General features: G+C 43.2%; 15 protein-coding genes. 6 read left to right on the top strand and 9 right to left on the bottom strand.

Going from position 1 to position 17,963, the window contains the following annotated elements:
- Positions 1–135 precede the first annotated feature (135 nt).
- Positions 136–1,218 carry an iron-containing alcohol dehydrogenase family protein gene (locus ASG46_RS03345; RefSeq protein WP_056703124.1) on the bottom strand — a complete coding sequence of 361 codons (1,083 nt, stop codon included), beginning with the start codon at positions 1,216–1,218 and terminating at the stop codon, positions 136–138.
- A 199-nt stretch (positions 1,219–1,417) separates the two neighbouring features.
- On the opposite strand from ASG46_RS03345, the gene trhO reads away from it, so the two are divergent.
- Together trhO and ASG46_RS03335 are read left to right on the top strand one after the other, a co-directional pair.
- On the top strand, positions 1,418–2,386 hold the full coding sequence (gene trhO, locus ASG46_RS03340; RefSeq protein ID WP_007498459.1) for an oxygen-dependent tRNA uridine(34) hydroxylase TrhO: 969 nt from the start codon (positions 1,418–1,420) through the stop codon (positions 2,384–2,386).
- A gap of 343 nt (positions 2,387–2,729) precedes the next feature.
- Positions 2,730–4,349: an APC family permease gene (locus ASG46_RS03335; RefSeq protein WP_056703121.1), complete on the top strand. Its 1,620-nt coding sequence runs from the start codon at positions 2,730–2,732 to the stop codon at positions 4,347–4,349.
- Between the two features lie 34 nt (positions 4,350–4,383).
- Here the strand turns inward: ASG46_RS03335 and ASG46_RS03330 are convergent, their stop codons facing one another.
- On the bottom strand, positions 4,384–4,584 hold the full coding sequence (locus ASG46_RS03330) for a hypothetical protein (protein WP_035390601.1): 201 nt from the start codon (positions 4,582–4,584) through the stop codon (positions 4,384–4,386).
- Positions 4,585–4,769: 185 nt separating this feature from the next.
- Here ASG46_RS03330 and licT point away from each other — a divergent pair, with 185 nt between their 5' ends.
- The 3 genes from licT to ASG46_RS03315 all read left to right on the top strand — a co-directional run bounded on the left by licT (position 4,770) and on the right by ASG46_RS03315 (position 9,142).
- Positions 4,770–5,606 (top strand): BglG family transcription antiterminator LicT, encoded by an 837-nt coding sequence (gene licT, locus ASG46_RS03325; RefSeq protein WP_008343858.1) that lies wholly within the window; start codon positions 4,770–4,772, stop codon positions 5,604–5,606.
- Between the two features lie 236 nt (positions 5,607–5,842).
- Positions 5,843–7,702, top strand: a complete 1,860-nt coding sequence (locus ASG46_RS03320; RefSeq protein WP_056703117.1) for a beta-glucoside-specific PTS transporter subunit IIABC — start codon at positions 5,843–5,845, stop codon at positions 7,700–7,702.
- An 18-nt stretch (positions 7,703–7,720) separates the two neighbouring features.
- Entirely contained in the window at positions 7,721–9,142 is a 1,422-nt protein-coding gene (locus tag ASG46_RS03315; RefSeq protein WP_056703114.1) for a glycoside hydrolase family 1 protein, read from the top strand.
- 21 nt (positions 9,143–9,163) lie between these two features.
- On the opposite strand, the gene ASG46_RS03310 is transcribed toward ASG46_RS03315, so the two are convergent.
- Positions 9,164–9,481, bottom strand: a complete 318-nt coding sequence (locus tag ASG46_RS03310; RefSeq protein ID WP_035390595.1) for a hypothetical protein — start codon at positions 9,479–9,481, stop codon at positions 9,164–9,166.
- A 294-nt stretch (positions 9,482–9,775) separates the two neighbouring features.
- Between ASG46_RS03310 and arr the strand changes: the two genes are divergently transcribed.
- Positions 9,776–10,192 (top strand): NAD(+)--rifampin ADP-ribosyltransferase, encoded by a 417-nt coding sequence (gene arr, locus ASG46_RS03305; protein ID WP_041508172.1) that lies wholly within the window; start codon positions 9,776–9,778, stop codon positions 10,190–10,192.
- Positions 10,193–10,253: 61 nt separating this feature from the next.
- Here arr and ASG46_RS03300 read toward each other — a convergent pair whose 3' ends face one another.
- The 6 genes from ASG46_RS03300 to ASG46_RS03275 are packed head-to-tail and all read right to left on the bottom strand — an operon-like array spanning position 10,254 to position 17,743.
- Positions 10,254–12,173, bottom strand: coding sequence for a BglG family transcription antiterminator (locus tag ASG46_RS03300; protein ID WP_045034646.1), 1,920 nt, complete (start codon positions 12,171–12,173; stop codon positions 10,254–10,256).
- A complete protein-coding gene (locus ASG46_RS03295; RefSeq protein ID WP_056703111.1) occupies positions 12,170–13,054 on the bottom strand; it encodes an ROK family protein in 885 nt (294 codons plus the stop codon). The genes ASG46_RS03300 and ASG46_RS03295 overlap by 4 nt, the downstream gene beginning before the upstream one ends.
- Positions 13,055–13,111: 57 nt before the next feature.
- Complete coding sequence (gene mngB / locus ASG46_RS03290) at positions 13,112–15,775, bottom strand: mannosylglycerate hydrolase (protein WP_056703107.1); 2,664 nt, start codon at positions 15,773–15,775, stop codon at positions 13,112–13,114.
- A 28-nt stretch (positions 15,776–15,803) separates the two neighbouring features.
- Complete coding sequence (locus tag ASG46_RS03285) at positions 15,804–16,922, bottom strand: PTS fructose transporter subunit IIC (protein ID WP_017358746.1); 1,119 nt, start codon at positions 16,920–16,922, stop codon at positions 15,804–15,806.
- 36 nt (positions 16,923–16,958) lie between these two features.
- Positions 16,959–17,288, bottom strand: a complete 330-nt coding sequence (locus ASG46_RS03280) for a PTS fructose transporter subunit IIB (protein ID WP_007498438.1) — start codon at positions 17,286–17,288, stop codon at positions 16,959–16,961.
- The gene (locus ASG46_RS03275; RefSeq protein ID WP_007498437.1) at positions 17,285–17,743 is read right to left on the bottom strand and encodes a PTS sugar transporter subunit IIA; all 459 of its coding nucleotides are present in this window, start codon (positions 17,741–17,743) and stop codon (positions 17,285–17,287) included. The genes ASG46_RS03280 and ASG46_RS03275 overlap by 4 nt, the downstream gene beginning before the upstream one ends.
- Between the last annotated feature and the right edge of the window lie 220 nt (positions 17,744–17,963).

Here is a 17,963-nt window from a genome sequence, read left to right as displayed (position 1 = left end):
TGTCCCCATAGAAAAAACACCTCCATGTTTTATTTCGGATCACAACGATCCGTTTTCAAACTTGAAGGTGTTTTTTATTTGTCTCATCTTTTGGGGTCAGTCCCGATGCCTGTGCTTTTTTATTTGCCCCTATGTTCAGACCGTCTTTTGAGGCTGATAGGTCTCAATGATTTGAATGGCGTCGACAATTTGCTCTTTGGTATAGTCTCCAATCAAACAAAAGGTTTCATCTTTACGTGCAGCATGGTTTGCCACTGTATGTGCTGCTTCCTCTAGCTGAGCTGTGATGCCAAGATCACGCATCGTTATAGGTAATCCGAGTGTTTGATAAAGCTCAAGTAATTCTTCTACTTCCGTCATACGGTTTTCTGCAGCAAGCTGAACGAGAATGCCATAGGCCACTTTTTGTCCATGTAACACATGATGTGTTTCATCAATAAATGTTAATCCATTATGAACGGCATGGGCTCCTGCCATTCTGCCATAACGTCCTCCATAGCCGCCGACTGTTCCGGCTAACGTAATGATCGTATCTGTTACATCTGCAAAGGCTTGAGAAAGCTGACCTGTTTTTAAACTCCTAACGGCTTCTTCACTATGAGTCAGAAGAATGTCACGAACGTACACTGCCTGCTTTAATGCAGCATGTACCATGAGCGGCAAGGTGCCTTTTGTGTTACGAATAATGGCTTCCGCTTCATACCATTTTGCCAGCGTATCCCCAATTCCGCTTTGGAGATAGGAAAGAGGAGATGAAAGCAAAAAAGTATGATCAATTAACGTGAGATAGCTGGACCGCTTATGATAGTCGACCCTCATGAAATTTCCCTTGTCATCATAAATGACGCTGAGCGGTGTAGAAGCCGCACATGTCCCAGGAATCGTCGGCACCATGATCACTTCAATTTGGAGAGCGTCGGCAACAGACTTCGCTGTATCTAAAATCGTGCCCCCACCGATCCCGATGATCACGTCTGAACTCTTGAGTTCTTCCGCAATTCGTGTGATCGCATTTGGTGAACTGTAACCTTTATGCTGAACAACAGGCCACTCGGATGGAAGCTTTGTGTACTGTGAAAAGGCTTGATATGAGTCATATCCTGTCACTATAGCTGGTGACTGAAAGGGAGTAACAAATGACTCGATTTCATGATAAATCCCCTTTTGAGAAATAAACTGGTTAGGACCGCTTCTGACGATATCTTCTGGCTGGATCATTGACTTATGCTCCTTTACGAAATCATATAGTTCTTAAATCATCTCATTTTACAGAAAGTTCTGTCAAATAATCGAACAATATGAGACCATAGACCCTTCCGTTTTATGGAATTGAACTACTGACATTGCCTTAAGGTATGTATTTCCTGTATGATATAAAATGGTATGTTTTGATTAAATTTAAGAGGTGTTTATATATATGGAAAAACAATATCGTGTATTACTTTACTATCAATATGTCCCCATTGAGGATCCAGAAACATTTACAGCAGAGCATCTAGCATTCTGTAAGGAACTTGGTTTGTTAGGTCGTATTCTTGTTTCATCTGAAGGCATAAACGGAACCGTGTCTGGTACCATTGAGCAGACGGACAAGTACATGCAAGCATTGAAAGAAGATCCACGCTTTGCGTCCATGCCAATTAAAATTGACGAAGCAGATGGTCATGCGTTTAAGAAAATGCACGTCCGCCACCGAAATGAATTGGTGAATTTAAGTCTTGAAGACGATGTGAATCCGCTAGAATTAACGGGAAAACATCTCAGCCCAGTTGAATTTTACGAGCAAATGCAATCACCTGATACGGTCGTGATTGATGCACGTAATGATTATGAGTTTGATGTCGGTCACTTCAGAGGTGCTGTGCGCCCTGACATTGAGACATTCCGTGAATTACCTGAGTGGATTCGTGACAACAAAGAGATTCTTGAAGGGAAAAAAATTCTGACGTATTGCACAGGCGGCGTACGTTGTGAGAAATTCTCAGGGTGGTTAAAGCGTGAAGGCTTTGAAGATGTATCCCAGCTTGATGGTGGAATTGTCACGTACGGAAAAGACCCAGAAGTTCAAGGAAAGCTATGGGACGGTCAATGTTATGTGTTTGATAACCGCCTAACGGTTCCAGTCAATCAAACAGAGCACGTCGTAGTAGGAAAAGATTTCTTCACTGGCGAACCTTGCGAGCGTTATGTGAACTGTGCGAACCCTGCATGTAACCGCAAAATGATTGCAACAGAAGAAAGCGAGCATAAATATATGCGCAGCTGCAGCCATGAATGCCGCACAAGCGAACGTAACCTTTATGTGAAACAGCACAATTTATCTGAAGAAGAAGTTCAAGAAAGACTAGCTGTCATTGAAAAAGAACAAGCAATCTCACAAGGATAAGAGGGTCTCCCTTTTATCCTTTTTTCTTTGAATGATACGTGTTCAAAGGGAAGAGGAAGTCATTTCCTCTTTCTTTTTTGTTTTGTTTTTTTCAAAATAAGGGTAAAGGTAGTTAATCAGTCTAATAGATTGAACAGTTGAAAAAGCGCTTTCTTTTGAAATAAGCATGTTCGACTATTTCAGAAAATGGAGAATTGAGAGATAATATAACAGGCAAAAAAATGAACAAAGATAAAAGTTCAGATCGGAAAGTATTTGCCAATGGAATGAAAGGTGAGCTGCTATAAAAGAAAGGCGCTTGCTCGACACATGCTCTGTATTTTAATCGAAAGGTGTTATGAACATGAATCATTTGCATCGTAGGATGGGAACTTTCGCTTTAATGATGGTAGGTCTTGGCTCAATCATTGGTTCGGGATGGCTCTTTGGTGCGTGGCGGGCTGCTCAAATTGCCGGCCCTGCTGCTATTTTGTCATGGTTGATCGGGATGGTTGTTATTTTATTTATCGCATTGTCTTATAGTGAACTCGGGTCGATGTTTCCAGAGGCAGGCGGAATGGTCAAATATACGCAATATTCACATGGCTCTTTTATCGGATTTATCGCCGCTTGGGCAAACTGGATCGCCATTGTTTCAGTGATTCCTGTTGAGGCAGTGGCCTCCGTTCAATACATGAGCTCATGGCCTTGGGAGTGGGCAAAGTGGACAAGCCATTTGGTCACAAAAGGGGTTTTGACGACCGAGGGGCTCATGGTGGCAAGTGTGCTGCTGGTGATTTATTTTCTGCTCAATTATTGGACAGTTGGGTTGTTTTCAAAGGCGAATACATTCATTACGGTTTTTAAAATTATCATTCCAGGATTAACAATTGGTGCGCTCTTATTCGTAGGTTTTCATAGTGAGAATTTTACTTCTGGAACAAGTATTGCGCCGAACGGCTGGGCGAGTGTGCTCACAGCTGTGGCAACATCGGGGATTGTGTTTGCTTTTAATGGCTTCCAAAGCCCGATTAATATGGCAGGAGAAGCGAAAAATCCAGGGCGTTCGATTCCAATCGCCATTGTTGGATCGATTTTGATTGCAACGGTCATTTATGTGCTGCTGCAAATCGCTTTTATTGGCGCTGTCGATCCATCAATGATTGTGAATGGCTGGGGGCATTTGAATTTCAACTCGCCATTTGCTGACCTTGCCATTGCGTTAGGAATCAACTGGCTTGTCCTTATTTTATATGCAGATGCGTTCGTTTCTCCTTCTGGTACAGGGATTACGTATACGGCGACGACGTCTCGTATGATTTATGGGATGGAAAAAAACAAGTACATGCCGAGTGTACTTGGCCGTCTGCATCCAATTTACGGTGTGCCTCGTCCAGCGATGTTTTTTAACTTAGGCGTATCGTTTATCTTTCTGTTTTTGTTTAGAGGATGGGGGGTTCTCGCTGAAATTATCTCTGTGGCGACCCTGATTTCCTATTTGACAGGACCTGTGACAGTCATGACGCTGAGAAAGACGGGCACAGATTTATATCGTCCACTGCGAATTAAAGGACTCAGCATCATTGCTCCGCTTGGTTTTGTCTTTGCATCATTGACACTGTACTGGGCGAGATGGCCGCTGACGGGTCAGGTGCTGTTCATTATTCTCATCGGTCTGCCAATCTATTTTTACTATCAAGCAAAAGCGAAGTGGAAGGGCTTTGGCCGTCACTTTAAAGCAGGTGCTTGGATGGTTGTGTATTTGCTTGTGATGATGACGATTTCTTGTCTCGGCAGTGATAAATTTGGCGGGTATAACGTCATTCATTATGGCTGGGATATGGCACTTATCGCAGTTGTGGCGTTGTTATTTTATATGTGGGCACTCAAAAGTGGATTTGAAACAGAGTTTTTAGAAGATGCGAAAAAAATCAATGATGAACTGCGTGCTTCTCAGAAAGAAGCCGCCTCATCTAAAGAATAACGGAAGGGCTGCCTGAATACGGAGGGCAGCCTTTTTATTTGGATAGATGATGCATGACATGCTGCTTTAGCCAAGTGGTAACGCCGTGTAGAACGGTGGCTGTCACAAGACAGATAAGCGCATATCTCCATAGCTGATCTAAGCCTTGTCCACTAAGCCAAAAAACAATACCTAGAATAAAGAGAGTCAGAATGAACATGAATAAAAAAGATGCTGACCAGAAAAAAGCCTTCATCGAAGGTCACCTCCTCGGGGTATTGTATGCTGGCCGAGGGAGGATCAGACCAGCAAGAAGGAAGTGAAAATATCGTGAAATCTATTTCAAAAGTCAGATAAAAACGCCAAGTGATTTGACAGTTGTGTTAAGATGAGAGCATATTTTGAGTGTAGATGGCTGGTTATAGACGGAGGTGTTTGGAGATGCAGATTCAAAAGGTTCTAAACAATAATGTCATTAGTGTGATAGATGAACAAGGAAAAGAAATCGTCGTCATGGGCAGAGGCATCGCTTTTCAAAGACGTCCCGGCGACCCGGTGGACGAGGCGTTAATTGATAAAGTGTTCCGCCTAGAGGATCATTCCGTTCATGAGCGGATGAAAATGCTGCTTCAAGAGGTTCCGTATGATGTCGTCAAGGTGACCGAGGAAATGATCCAATACGCACATACAAAGCTGAACCGAAGATTAAACGAAAGTCTGCATGTATCGCTGGCAGACCATATTCATTACGCCATTGAACGATTAAAGAAAAACCACTTGATTGAGAATTCGCTGATTTGGGAGATTAAACGTTTATACAAAGATGAGTTTCTCGTGGCGAAGGAATGCCTTGAGATGATTGAAGATCGTCTTCATATTGAACTGCCTGAAGATGAAGCGGGCTTTATTGCTATGCATATCATTAATGCAGAGCTCAATGAAGACATGAATACAACGGTCAATATCACGAAAGAAGTGAATGCCATACTGACCATTGTGAAATATCATCTGAACATGGAATTTGATGAAGACTCGCTCAACTTTTATCGCTTTCTCACACATTTACGCTTTTTCGTACAGCGTCTCATCAACGAAACGTTACTCGTCAGTGAAGATCAAGATTTATATCAGCTGATTAAAGTGAAATATCCGAAGGCGTACGAATGTGCAAAGAAAATCGCGGAATATGTGTATCAAACGTATCATCGCGACCTGACATCAGAGGAGATGCTCTATCTATCGATTCATTTGAATCGACTCATCAAACGAGAAAAATAAAGATAGAATTTTAAAAGAAAGCGTTGACATTATAAAAAGTGAGTGGTACTATTTGCTCATAAACATAAAAGAATACGGTTTCACAATGATCGTCTTAGAGGATTGTGACTGTTCGGCAGGCAAAACCTAAACGTTCACTGAAAAAGCGCAATAGCAAGTTGCGACTATTTTTGGTGCCCGTTTAGGTTTTTATTTTGCCTAAAAACGTATTTTTTTGAAAAAAAGGGGGTTTTTGTATGAGTCATCGTCAATTAGCAGAAGACATTATCAAACATATCGGGACAGAGAAAAATGTTCATTCATTGGTTCACTGTGCCACAAGACTTCGCTTCACATTAAATGACAGATCAAAAGCAGATAAAGCAGCCATTGAAAAATTAAATGGTGTGGTGACTGTCATGGAAAGCGGCGGCCAGTTTCAGGTGGTCATTGGCAACACCGTACCAGAGGTATATCGAGAGATTGGGGAGTTTACGAATCTATTAGAGGATTCCACTTCTTCATCTGCTAGATCAAGTGAAGAAAGTACAAGTCTTTTCGGAAAATTCGTCGACATTGTTTCTGGAATTTTCACACCGCTTCTAGGTGTCATGGCGGGTGCCGGTATTTTAAAAGGACTTCTAGGCATCTGTATCAATGCAAAATGGTTATCTCCTGAAGATACGTCGTATCAAATTTTATTTGCCGCATCAGACAGCTTGTTCTACTTCCTGCCGCTGCTGCTCGCATTCACTTCTGCTAGGAAGTTTAAAGCGAATCCATTTGTCGCTGTGACGATTGCAGGTGCACTGATCTACCCGACTATTCAAGAGCTCACAAAAGGCGGCGGAGATGTGTCGTTCTTCGGCATTCCGGTTGTCTTAATGTCTTATACATCAACGGTTATCCCGATTATTTTGGCAGTGTTTGTGATGGGATATATCGAACGTTTCTTTAACAAAGTCATTCATGAAAGTGTGAAAAACTTTATTACACCACTGATTTTACTGGTCACGGTCGTTCCACTGACACTGATCGTATTTGGACCATTTGGTGTGTATGCAGGGAATGGAATTGCAGCCGTCCTGCTGAAAGTATTCTCCTTTAGCCCTACACTTGCCGGTGCTTTAATTGCGATGGCATGGCAGGTTCTTGTCATCTTCGGTATCCATTGGGGGCTTGTGCCAGTCATTTTAAATAATATTGCGGTTCATGGAAAAGATCATATTAAGCCGGCCACTGCGCCAGCTGTATTTTCACAAGCCGGTGCTTCCATCGGTGTTATGCTGAAAACAAAGAACAAAAAGCTGAAATCATTAGCTGGATCGACAGCGGTTTCTGCTGTATTTGGAATTACAGAACCTGCTGTATACGGCGTCACACTTCGTTTGAAAAAACCATTTATTGCAGCGGTGATCTCTGCCGGTGTCGGTGGTGCCATTATCGGTTATTCACAAAGTATTGCGATCGCATCAGGTCTTCCGAGTTTACTGACACTTCCGATCTTCTATGGTCAAGGATTTACAGGATTCTTAATCGGAATTTCCGTTTCATTTGTCCTTTCAATCGTCTTAACCTATTTGATTGGATTCAAAGATCCTGTGGATGAAGAAGATGCTCCTGCAACTAGTTCTGCACCAGCATCTGAAAATGAACATGGTGTCAAAGCAGCTCATGTGAAAAGTCCTTTATCTGGCGAAGTCATCAAGCTAGAAGAGGTGCAAGATAAAGCCTTCTCATCTGGCGCTTTAGGTAAGGGCGCAGCCATTATTCCATCAGAAGGCAAGTTGTTTGCACCAGTAACTGGAGTCGTGACAACGGTATTCCCAACAGGACATGCATACGGTCTCACCTCTGAAAGCGGAGCAGAAGTACTCATTCATATTGGACTGGATACTGTACAACTTGGGGGCCGTCATTTTACGCCGAAGGTTGAGCAGGGCCAAACCATTACAGAAGGTGAACTGCTTGCGGAGTTTGATATTGAGGCCATTCAAGCAGCAGGTCTTTCTGTCACAACACCTGTGATTATTACCAATTCCGGTGAATTTAGCGATATCATTGAGACAGAAGAAAAACAAGTGACACCAGGACAATCATTTTTACACTTAGTTTAAGAAAGGGAGGACATAATCATGAGATATTCAACACTAGCACCATTTCCAAAAGACTTTTTCTGGGGCGGATCGACTTCCGCCTATCAAGTAGAAGGTGCATGGAACGAGGATGGCAAGGGACCTTCAGTCATTGATATGAGAGAAAGCTATCCTGAAGGAACAACTGATTTTAAGGTAGCCAGCGATCACTATCATCGATATAAAGAGGACGTGAAGATGTTTGCAGAAATGGGCTTGAAAGCTTATCGTTTCTCCATTGCATGGACACGTATCATTCCAGATGGAGATGGGGAGATCAATCAAAAGGGAATTGACTTCTACCATTCTCTCATTGATGAATTGCGCCACTATGACATTGAACCAATTGTGACGATGTATCACTTTGATCTGCCTCATGCGCTTCAAGTGAAAGGCGGCTGGTCAAATCGTTCGACAGTCGATGCGTTTGAACGTTATGCGGAGGTTTTGTTCCAGGAGTATGGCGAGAAGGTAAAATATTGGCTGACGATTAATGAACAAAACATGATGATCTTACATGGATCAGCTTTAGGTACACTGGATCCAAACTTAGAAAATCCGAAAAAAGAACTATATCAGCAGAACCACCATATGCTTGTGGCACAGGCGAAAGCCATGACGCTTTGTCATCGTTTGCTGCCTGAGGCGAAAATCGGACCAGCGCCAAACATCGCCCTTATTTACCCGGCATCTCCAAAACCCGAGGATGTCATTGCTGCGGCTAATTACAATGCGATCCGCAACTGGCTATATCTTGATATGGCGGTATTCGGTCGTTATAACAACCTTGCATGGGCATACATGAAGGAAAAAGACATTCTTCCTGTGATTGAAGAGGGAGATATGGATATTTTGAAAAGTGCAAAGCCAGACTTCATTGCCTTTAACTACTACACATCTCAAACGGTTGAAGCGAGTAAAGGAGATGGCAATGATGAATTTGCTCGCGGCGGAGATCAGCATTTAAAATCTGGTGAAGATGGCGTATACAAAGGCGGCAACAACCCGTTCTTAAGTAAAAATGCATTTGGCTGGGAGATTGACCCTGTCGGCTTCCGATCAACGATGCGTGAGATTTATGACCGTTATCAGCTGCCCCTTATTATCACGGAAAACGGATTGGGTGCATTCGACAAATTAGAAGAAGATGGATCGATTCAAGATGATTATCGAATTGACTATTTAGAAAAGCATATCGAACAAATCAAATGGGCGATCACTGACGGTGTTGAGGTATTCGGGTACTGCCCATGGTCAGCCATCGACTTAATCAGTACACACCAAGGCTGCTCAAAACGCTACGGTTTTATCTACGTCAACCGTGATGAATTTGACCTGAAAGACCTGAAGAGAATTCGGAAAAAGAGCTCTTATTGGTATGAAACATTGATCGAGCAAAATGGAGAGAACATCGGGAAGTAACAATATCACACTAAAAAACCCCTAATTTTTAGGGGTTTTTTTCTCTTCATGACTTGTAACTATATCAACTGGATGTATCAAGTTTTCATCATCATTATCCTCATCAGTGTAAGGCATAATAAGAGAATCCAACTCTTCTTTATCATCAACTAAAGCAACGTAAGTTGTATAATCCTCTAAATCTGATGGAAACAATTCAGCTTGACCAACATTACTTTTCAATGCTTGGTCAATAGCACTCTTTAATTCTATTAAACCCTCACGATTACCAATAATATAAGAATCCATATGCCAACTTTTTTGAGCATATATATGACAAATCTTATCTCTATCTTTCATTCTCTCATTACACCCTTCCTGAAGAATTTAATTGATTATGTGCCAACACGCCAACCACATAAAACGTCAAACGTCTCTTTGGCTTTTATGGCGTCTAACAGCTTTTTATCTCTTTCAAGAAGACTGCTTTGTATGTATGCTTGCTGTTTTTTCAACTTGCTGGAGTTTACCGATCACATCTTACTCTCTACTATCATTATACCCCGAATTTCATCTCATTTATAGACTGTTTTCCGCCCACATCAGCCCGTATACTGTTATACGCAAGTCAAAAACGATAAGGGATGTGGCTGTATGAATGACAAGAAAGATGTTTTAGATCCTGGGCCGTTTTTTCATGGGACGAAAGCGGAATTGAAGATTGGGGACCTGCTTGAACCGTTGCATTTATCCAACTATCAGGATAAACAATCGAACCACATCTATTTTACTGGAACATTAAACGCAGCCAAATGGGGAGCTGAATTAGCCCGGTCTGATGCAAAAGAGAGAATTTATGTTGTAGAACCGACAGGCGAGTTTGAAGACGATCCGAATTTGACTGACAAAAAATTTCCCGGTAACCCGACCCGTTCCTATCGATCGAAATCCCCTTTGAAAATTGTCGCAGAATTAGGCGCTTGGGAAAGACATTCCGATGAAGAAATCAACCATATGCTGACGTCGTTGAAAAAGTTAAGGGAAGAAGGAAAAAATGTCATATACGATTGATTCGTATGTGAGGAATAGATGAATAAAAGGCCGCCCGATTTCACTTGGGCGGCCTTATGTGCTATTGAAACAGGACATGCATCAGCTCATCAAATGTCCTTGCATGTGTCAAGGAGTGAAGGCGGTCAGGACTGTCTAACAAATCGACAGCTTGTTCAAAAAATTGATTCATGCAGGCAGCGTCATCTTTCTGAATGGCTAACAAGAAAATCAGAGATACTTGATCGCCCTGCCAATCAATTGGCTGTTTCAATCGTGCAATTGCCACGCAGGAGGTGCCTTCATTTGTGATGAGCGGGTGAGGCATTGCAATCCCCTTGCCAAGATAGGTCGATGACATTTGCTCCCGCTCCAGCACGGAGGAACGAAAAGAAGATGAAACAAGCTGATACGCCTCCAGCCGGCTGCAAAGCGTATCTAATACCTCTTCTTTGCTTGAAAGGTTCACATCCAACAAGGTCAATCGTTCTTGGAAAAAAGCCATCAGCTCCTGCGAAGGGGCACCGTGTCCGTTTAACAGGTGAATGACCTCACTCACACGCTGGACATCATGATGTTCAAAAAAAGCATTCACTTGAATGATTGGTTTCCCCTTTGGTGCGAGAGGTACGGTTGTAATAATCACATCACATGGCAAAGTGGTGCTAAAAGCGTAATCCTGATAAGAATAAAGCTCAACAATCTCAAGCTCATGTTGAAAGGCCGCCTTCAATTTAATTTCAAGCAGACGTGCCGTTCCTAGTCCAGACCCGCATACAATAATGGCCCTCTTTTTTTGTGAGGTGTCAAGATGACTTCTTTCAAATGAAGCAGCAATATGTAAGGCAACATATGCCGCTTCATCTTCATTTGGCGTCCGCACCAGCTGTAAGGCATTGAGTCCGCTGACGGCCAAATCAAACGGATAAGGGTAAGATGTTTTGATCTCATGCAAAAGCGGATTTTGTAAAGACACGCCGTATTGAATTCGATTTAATAATGGCTTCATATGCAGCATCAAATCTTGACGCAGGATATCGTCATCTACAAAACGATGACCGCTTGTTTTTTCAATGTGCTGGAGAAATCGTGTCACCGCCTGACGTACTTCTTCTGTCGTTTGGTGCTCATCAATTTCTTTCCACGTTTGATTCGCTAAGAGATGCATCACCAAGTAATCTGTTTCATCCTCTGATAAGGTGACATGAAACGTGTCGCTTATTTGATGCGTGATCTTTTGAGCGATTCTTGTTAACACTGGCGGTCTTTGTGTGTGAGTAGTACTGGCGGGTATCCGCTGTTTTTTTTGCGTTTGTTGAATGGCAATCGCTAAGTGAATCACTAAATTCTTTAGGGCAATATCTTTAATGAGCAGTGATTCTTGATATAGATTTGTCAGCACAATGGATCGAATGGTTTCAAGTGAAATGTCAGGGAAATGAAGCTGTTCCCGCTCAGTTATATGAGATAGGGCGGGTTCTTCTTCAAGCAGTAAGTCTGCGTAGCACGTCCTTTTTTGCAATTCGTATCCGTCTACTTTTAAGCCAAATCCAGGCTTTGAGACAAGGGTCATACCGTAACGGGCTAACAGCTCCCGTCCTTTTTTTAAATCACTGCTGACCGTCATACGGCTGATGAACAATTCTTCTGCTAATTGATCAATTTTTAAGTAGTCTGATTGAAGCAATAGTTTTCTCATCATAAATCGTATGCGCTCTTCTGGCATGACGGGTACGAGAGAGCGGGCAGGAAGCTTTTGCTGATGGAGCCAAAGCAGGAAAGCGTCTTGGTCACTTGTTAAGAGCGTATACCCTTTCCCGCGGATGGTCTTGATCATGGCTCCAGCTTGTGTTAACAGCTCGTTTGCTTCTTTGATTAGATTGCGGATGGAACGGTCAGATAAGCGAAAAGAGGCAGTGAGCTCCTCCAGCTTCACGAACCCTTTCGTTTCAAATAGCCGCTGAATGAGCTGGTAGGTTCGAGTATCTGCCGTCATCATCATTGCGCCGCTCCTTGTTCCTTTAAGGCATCAGCTCCAAGGGCGATGGCGCCCATTAAACCAGATAATCCGTCAAAGGAAGGCTTTGTGACGATTTCATTTAATGGCTTTGGTAATTGTAAGTAACCATGAAGACGTTTGTCTGTTTCTTCAAGGATGAGCGGCAGCAAGGCCGGCTGTTTCATGACACCTCCACCAAATATAATGCGTTCTGGTGAAAGAGTGAGTAATAAATTTGCGGTCATTTGCCCAAGATAATAAGCTTGAAGTAACCAGGCAGGGTGCTCCTCTGGCAGCATTTGTGCCAATGTATGATAGCGGCCTTCTATGGCAGGTCCAGATGCCAATCCCTCTAAACAATCATGATGGATCGGGCAGCAGCCCCCATAGGTGTCATGAGGGTGGCGCTGAACGGTGATATGTCCCATTTCTGGATGAAGCAGTCCGTGAATGAGGCGGTTTTCAATATAGGCACCGCCGCCGATTCCCGTCCCAACCGTGATATAGATCAAGGAATTTGGTCTGTCTGTTTCTGTTGAAAAACGAGCTTCACCGAGCGCCGCACAGTTCACATCCGTATCAAGCTTCATAGGGAGACCGAGTGCTCGTTTTAAGGTTGAGAGTAATGGAAATCGGCGCCAAGCTGTTTTGGGTGTTTCGAGAATCGTTCCATAGCTGGGGCTGTGTTCTTTTACATCGACAGGTCCGAATGCGCCTATGCCAATCGCATCAACTGAATGCTCTGTAAAGTATTCGATCACTTGCCGGCATGTTTCTTCTGGATTCCGTGTTGCAAAGGAAGTCATATGTTCAATCGTTCCGTCTGTTGTTCCGTAGCCGCAGACAAATTTTGTACCGCCTGCTTCGATGCCTCCAATTCGCATGATCAATGCCCTCCATTAAAGAGGGGCGGAATCCAAATGGATCCCGCCCCTACATGTTCATTTTTTCTTTACAATGTAGGTTTGTACCTGACAAGGTGTGAGCGGTTCAATGTGTAATGATCCATGTTGTGCTTTCAGTATATGTCCTTCAGGTGTTTCGCCTAAATTCGCTGTTTCTCCATGTTGTAGAGATGAACTATTGATTGAAGCGGCTGTTTGACGTGTTAAATATGGATTGAAGAGACGAATGACAATGCCTGTTCCATGCTCTTCTTTTTTCAAAGCGCTTAGAACGGCCCCGTCTGTTTCAATGTCAAGCAGGCTATAAGTAGATTGTAAGTCTTCTTTTTCATCTCGGAAAGAGAAAATTAAACGACCGTTTAAAAAGTCTGCCCGCTCGTAGCACTGAACCGGGGTGGTGTAACGTTTAGCAAGCTGAGCCAAGTGTCCTTCACTTACCGCTTCTTGGCTATAGTGCATGCCAAAGGAGAATGATAGCGATCCTTGAAGTTGGGCGTCAGGTGTTTCCACGATTTTTTCTCCAGAAGCCCGGCCGGGACGGTAAAGAAGGTTTTCTTTCCCCATTTTTCCGAAACAGCGGAAGAGTGTATACGCGATCGTTGTGTAGTCTTCTCCTGTGATCTGGTATTCTCTCACGCAGTCCGTCAACAGCGCGACACCGTATGCTTCATCACGAAGTGCAGTAAAGGATTGCATCGGTTCAATGGTGATCGGTTTTTCTTCCCAATGTTCATTGCTCCACCATTCAAGCTCTTGCGTGAGCTCAGTTGGGCGTTCGATGGTTCCAAACTGCTGATCGCTCAATGATACTTTTGATGCGATACCTGTATCAAAGAGGACACGCAGACGATGATCTAACGCATGATTGTCGACATCGACATGAAAACGGATGACAGGCTCATCTTTGTTTAATGCCACCTTCGCTGTAATCGGGAGAGAAGTCGTGACTGCTTGCTGAGAGCGCTCTTCTAAGTCATATGGAACCGTGAGAGTAAGCTGGATGGTGAGCTCTTCTTGCAAGCCGCTTTTAGACACTGTGATGTCTGTCGAAGAAAGATCCTTGGATGACACATACAGATCCTCACGCGGTGGTGAATAGTTATAAGAATCCCCATCATCTCCGTTGTCTTCAAAGATCATTTGCTCAGAGAACGTTCGTCCAGTCTGTTTATCCGTAATTTCTAATGACCCATTGTCATTTGCTGTAATGCGGTAAAACGTATTTTCAATGATACGACCTTCTGTTTTTTCCAAAATGGATTCACTAGATTCATCGAAAACCATGCCGACTTGTGTATAACCAACGGATGGCAAGTCGACTGCTTCAATGAGTAAAACAGCTTTCCATACTTGCTTTGGCATGTACACCTCTTTGCTTGGGTTAAGTGAAATCTGCTGTGCTAAGACATAATCTGTCACATCGGTTTTGCTTTTGACTGTGTAGTGAAGAGTTCGTCCATCAGCGTCTTTTAGTGTAAATGGACGTTCTGTGATAAAGGTTTCGACTTCAATGACTTCAGAGCGCTTTGAAGGCAGTGTGTTAAATAAAGTGAACGTGATTTCTTGCTCAGTTTGCAGCCGGATGGCGATGAGACGCATGTGTAAGTCCACCAGATTCTCGGCGATTTCTTTTGCCTGCTTGTAGCGGAAGAAGACATCTTGATTCGTCGTGTCACTGTTACAGCCGCCAATGCTATCATGCGCTGCATTTTCAAACATGAGGTACCAAATATCACGCACCGTGTCATGCGGATAGTCATGTCCGAGTGAATAGCTGATTGTAAGGATCGGCTCCATCACATTGACAAGATAGTTTTCAATTTGGTTGTTTAAGATTTTTAAATCTGCTCTTGTTGAAAAAATAGACTTATGAATTCGCATATGCTTGGCATGAATAAGCTCTCCTTCTAATGTCTCAAAAGAAGTCCGCTCTTTTTTCACTGCTGCAATGTAGTCTTCTAAACTGCTGATTTGATAGTGGTGCTCGTCTATTTCATTGGCTTTTTCTAATAAGTCAGGCAGGTTTTTACGAATAGGCGCTTGGTCAAAGCCATTTGGGAAATAGACATTCTTTGTCGTGGCTTTTGCTTGCAGCGCCCCGATTTTTTCAGAAAGAAAGGCTTGCAGGTCTTCATCCTTCTCAGGAATATTTCCTCCGTAGTAGTAGCCAAATGGCAGATTCACTGCAAACACTTCACTGCCATCAGCCCCGCGCCAATTAAATTCTGTATGATTCGTCATATGATCAGAAACGCCGCGCCAAAAGGCTGTATCGACAATTCCAAAGCCTTGATAAATTTGAGGCATTTGTGCAGATTGACCGAAGGAATCAGGGACATAACCGACCTTCATGACATGTCCGAACTGCTGACAGCGCTCAATCCCATATTGCAGGTTTCGTACAATCGATTCCCCAGAAATAACGAGCTGATCCGTTTGTGTATACCAAGGACCGATGATGAGGCGTTTTGCTGTGACGAGCTGTTTGATTCGATTTTCATCCTCTGGGCGCCATTTCAAGTAATCATCTAGCAAGGATGCTTGTGCATCGAGCATGAAGTAATGGAACCGTTCATCTGTTTCGAGGGTGTCCAATATGTCCATTACGCTTTTCATTAAGTAGATACGGGAGCGGGAGGTGGTAAAATACCATTCCCGGTCCCAGTGAGTATGTGGAATCACATGTACATTGACAGTCATTGTGTAACGACACCTTTCTTTGTTCAAATTATCCTTCTAGCACAAGGTCAAAATCATCTTCTTCTTTCTGCTTCTGATCATGTTCGGGCTTTTGGGGTTCTTTTTTCTCAGAGAAGTTCACAAGTAGGTTGGCACCAATTCCAATAACAAGTGCGCCAGTTAGTGCGCCGATTAAATACGCCCACCAGTTTCCTACTGAAAAGAATCCGTATAGTCCACCAATTGGCGGCATGATGTCATGGACACCTAATAAGGCAGCAACCCCGCTTCCTGCAGCACAAGCGACGACATTCAGCGGAATCAATTTCAAAGGATTGACGAGTGTAAAGGGAATGGCTCCTTCTGTAATCCCGATAATCCCCATCACAAGGCCGCCTCGTCCAGCTTCTCTGAAGGTAGGAGAGAAGTTGCGTTTTCGAATTAATGTCGCAAGCCCGTATCCAAGCGGAGGAATGACAATCGCGATATTGACGAGAATGGCAGGAAGATAGACACCTGATAGGAAGAGCGCGTTACCAGCCATCCAAGCTGATTTATTCACTGGGCCGCCAAGATCAAAGCCAATCATTGCACCTAGAATGAGAGCAAGTGCGAGTGTACTTGTTCCATCTGCGACCATGCCTTTGATCCATTCAATTAATGCGGTGTTCAAAGCCCCTAATGGACCGCCTAGCAGAACGGACATGAGAAGTCCGGTTAAGCCAACAGTAATGAGCGGTAAGATGAGCAGAGGGACGAGTCCAGCTGCGGAGCCTTGAATTTGAATTTTTCTTTTCACAAAGAGAGCGACATATCCGGCAAAGAAACCTGCAATGACGGCGCCGATAAAACCAGCATTTGTTGAGCTGGCAAGAGCTCCGCCGATAAAGCCGGCCGCAAGACCAGATTTATCTGCAATTGAATAGGCAATAAAGCCAGCGAGCAGTACGTTCATTAAGCCAATGCCTGTCCAGCCAACCTGTTCCATCAAATAGGCACCATGTAAAATGCCTCCTGCATCTTTATAGGCGTTTAAATCTGACACACCAAAACCTAGCCCGACTAGTTTGGCTAAACCAACGATAAGTGAAGCTCCGATGATCACCGGAAGAATATAAGAAATACCGGTCATGAGGTGGCCTTCAATGACTTTTAATTTTGCTTTCATTCTGCTTTGCTCCTTTCTATATGGCATTGCTCTTGTTTATTGGGATTCAGATTTTTTCTTTTCAACCAGCGCAACGGCTTTTGTGATGATTTGCTCGGCATTTTTTAGGGCGCGTCCGATTTCGACACGAACAGTAGGAATACCTGAGAAGCGTTCAGCGTCGTTAATATGCTGATTGGAGGCGATAATGCAAAGGTCTGCCTGCTTGGCTTCCTCTGCTGTAATGCCATTCACCTGTCCCATAATTCCTTGTTGTTCGATTTTAATCTCGTGTCCAAGCTGTTTACCCGCATTCTCTAATGCTTTTGCTGCCATTGGTGTATGAGCTAACCCTGCTGGGCATGAAGTGACACCGACAATTTTCATTGTGTAATCCCCTCTTTCAATTGTTGTTCAATGACTTCGTAATAATAGTCTGCTGTTTGACCGGGTTGAATCTTTTCGATGAAAGCAGGCTCCATTAAACTTGTGGCAATGCCAGACAGTAATTTGAGGTGTGTGACATTGGCCTCTTCTAGTGGAACGAGCAGTGTAAATAAATAGCTTGTTGGCAAATCGTCGAAGCTTCCCCATTCAATGGGTTGTTCAAGTTCTAAAAAGAGAAGTGAAGCCGTTTGAACAGCAGAGCTTTTTGTATGAGGAATCGCAAAACCTTGCTGAAGTCCTGTTGAGACTTCGTCTTCGCGTTTCAACAAATCTGTTAATAACCCTGACTGATCATCTGTAATGTGAAGGTCTTCAGCTTTCTCGGAAATGTATTGTAAAATCTCATTCTTTGATCGACCGTTTACTTGTGTAAAAACATGATCTTTTTGGAACAAGCTGATCCCTTCTCTCTTGTTTGTTAAGCGCTTACAATTTGATTGTAATGTACTTTTCGACATGGTTAAATAGCATCATTTTCCGTTTGAAATGGCAAAAAGTTTATGAAGCGAACAGACTAGTCATCTGAATATCTCAAATCCTAGCTTAAAACGAGTTTAATTATGTCAAAAATAGATTCTACTAAAAAGGATTCTGTGATATTCTTCCAAGGTATTG

The sequence above is a fragment of the Bacillus sp. Leaf49 genome, from assembly GCF_001426125.1.
In the GTDB taxonomy this organism is placed as follows: domain Bacteria; phylum Bacillota; class Bacilli; order Bacillales; family Bacillaceae; genus Bacillus; species Bacillus altitudinis.
Note: the sequence above shows the minus strand (reverse complement) of the source record. Positions and strands in the feature narration are given on the sequence as shown.